Source organism: Halorubrum sp. AJ67 (assembly GCF_000513435.1).
This window is the reverse complement of the sequence record NZ_CBVY010000003.1, coordinates 88,885-91,465: the sequence shown is the minus strand read 5'-3', so window position 1 is coordinate 91,465 and position 2,581 is coordinate 88,885. Positions and strand designations below refer to the sequence as shown.

Annotated in this window: 2 protein-coding genes and 1 pseudogene; 1 reads left to right on the top strand and 2 read right to left on the bottom strand. The window is 69.2% G+C overall.

Translation table 11 applies throughout. From position 1 onward, the window contains the following. Together BN903_RS04190 and BN903_RS04185 are read right to left on the bottom strand one after the other, a co-directional pair. Positions 1 to 453 (bottom strand): SDR family NAD(P)-dependent oxidoreductase (locus tag BN903_RS04190; protein WP_048076748.1); only part of this gene is annotated, 453 nt, incomplete at its 3' end. A 78-nt stretch (positions 454 to 531) separates the two neighbouring features. After that, on the bottom strand, positions 532 to 1,734 hold the full coding sequence (locus BN903_RS04185) for a methionine adenosyltransferase (RefSeq protein ID WP_048076536.1): 1,203 nt from the start codon (positions 1,732 to 1,734) through the stop codon (positions 532 to 534). A 213-nt stretch (positions 1,735 to 1,947) separates the two neighbouring features. Here BN903_RS04185 and BN903_RS04180 point away from each other — a divergent pair. Beyond that, a pseudogene (locus BN903_RS04180) lies at positions 1,948 to 2,581 on the top strand (hypothetical protein); the annotation flags it as partial.

The following is a 2,581-nucleotide window of genomic DNA, read 5'->3' as shown; positions in this document are numbered from 1 at the left end:
CTCGGTGAACTGCCCGAGTCCCGACGAAAGCGTCACGACGCGGCCGCCGGTCCCGTCGGTGAGCAGCGGCAGCGCGCGCTTGGTCACGGCGACCGGCCCGCGGAGGTTCACGGCCGTCGTCCGGTCGAAGTCGGCGAGGTCCATCTCGTGGAGCGGTCCCGACCGCGGGAAGACGCCCGCGTTGTTCACGAGGACGTCGAGCGCGCCCTGCTCGCGTTCGATCCGGTCGACGGCGTCCCGAATTTCGCCGTCCTCGGTCACGTCGAGCCGGACCGCGTGCTGGTCTACGGCGGTAACGTCGTCGGGATCGCGCGCCCCGGCGTAGACGGTCGCTCCCAGATCGGCGAGGTTCGCGGCGATCTCGGCCCCGATCCCGCGGGTCGCGCCCGTGACCAGGGCGACGTCGTCGGTCAAGTCGGGTTTGAGTTCGACTCCCGTCGGCGTGTCTGCCATGTCGATCGGTACGGCGCGTCGCGAGTAGAAACCCCGGGCCGGTCACCTTCAGAGTGTGCGACCGCTCGCGGGCCGTCGTCAGAACGTCGAGACGTCGCCCTCGATGACGCTGCGGGTCACGTCGGTCACGTCGGCCAGCTCGCGGTCGACGATGGCGAGGACGTCGTCCTCGATGTCGCCCAGTTCGACGCCGTCCTCGGTGACGATCTGCGCGTCGGCGACGTGCGGCTCGTCGATCGGGCGGCCGATCTGCGAGAGCAGTCGGACCTGAAGGTCGCGGATGCCGTCGACCTCGCTCGTGACGGACTCGGCGACGCGGGTCGAGAGGAGGTTGTAGATCTTCCCGATGTGGTTGACGGGGTTCTTGCCGGAGGTCGCCTCCATCGACATCGGGCGGTTCGGGGTGATGAGTCCGTTCGCGCGGTTGCCGCGGCCGACCGAGCCGTCGTCGCCCTGCTCGGCGGAGGTGCCGGTGACGGTGAGGTAGACGGAGCCCTCGTCGTAGTCGTCGGCGGTGTTGACGTCGACGTGTACCTCGCGGTCGGTGTACTCGCGGGCGAGGTCGTCGACGTACTCGCGGACGTTTTCGACCGCGTCGTCGTACTCGTCGAGGCCGTCGACGTAGGCGTCGACCATCGCGGCGGCGACGGTGATGTCGATCCGGTCGCCCTCGCGTTTGCCCATGATCTTCACGTCCGGGCCGAGTTCGGGGTGATCGTCGTGGTACGGGCCGTTGAGCGCGCGCTCGGCCTCGCGGACGATCGTCTCCGTCTCGGTGAGCGGGGCGTGCCCGACGCCGAAGGAGGTGTCGTTGGCCATCGGGACCTGCTGAGTCTCCTCGCCGAAGACGTCCTGGAGGTCGCCCGAGCCCTCGCCGAGCTTCACGTCGATGACCACGTCGGTACCGTACTCCAGCTCCGGGATCGCCTCTGAGAGGTAGTCGCGGGCGGCCGCGAGCGCGGTCGAGTCGACCGGGAGCTGCTCGCCGTCGTACTCCTTCGTGGCGCGGCCGACGATGAGGATGTAGATCGGCTCGACGACCTCGCCGCCGCCGAACGCGGGCGCGGCGCGGCCGGCGACCAGCTGCGTCTCGTCGGTGTTGTAGTGGAGCACCTTACCGACGCGGTCCAAGTAGAGCTGCGAGAGCGCCCGCGAGACCGACTCCGCGACGCCGTCGCAGATCGAGTCGGGGTGACCGATCCCCTTTCGCTCGACGATCTCGACCTCCTGGTCCTCGACCGCCTGTCGGTCGAGGCGACTTACCTGTATGTTTCGGTCCATTACGCTTCGATACTCCACCGCTGACAGTATAACTTGCGGAAACGCTCTGCCACCAGTATATTACTTTCAGTAATTCAGTTCGCTCGGGCCGCGGAGATCGGCGGTAAGGCGGACGGGCGATCCGTCGAGAACCGCGTCCCGACGCCTCGCGGTCACGCAAACGAGCGTTTGTGTTTCGGCAACGGCTTTCCGTCGCCTCCCGGTACGTCCGGTATGGACGAACTCACGTCGTCTCGGCGTCGGCTCCTCGCCGGCGCAGTCGCGGGCGGCATCGGCGTCGTCGCGGGCTGTCTCGGAACGGATAGCGACGACCCGAGCGACGACGGTGGAGCGGAACTGGGGCTCTCGCTCTCCCGAGTCGACGGGTCGCTTCGCGACCGATACGTGCGCGACTCCGACGATCCGGCCGAAGAGTGGGACGAGGCGGCGCTCGACGCCGCGCTGGCGGGCGAGGAGTACACGACCCAGTACCGCAAACCGTTCTTCGCGGGGGCGGACGATCCGGCGTACGTGCGTCGGGACGGCACCCACTACCGGCTCGGCTCCGTCGTCGTCGACGAGGTCGCCGAGACCTACCCGGTCCTCCGGCTCTTCGAGGTCGACGGCGACAGCGATCCGAACTCAACGGACGGCGGCGGCGAGTCGGCGGTCGACGCCGACGAAGGCGAAAAGCTCCCCGACGCCGACCAGCGCGCGGTCCAGATCGCGCACTTCGCCGCACGAGCCCGCGGCAACGTGGGCGGGTACCCCGTGGGGCTGGTCCAGCGGGGCGGCTACGCGTACCGCGACGGGACCGCCCGCACGGAGAGCGCGCTGCTCCGCGACGACGGCCCCGAACGCGTCGTCT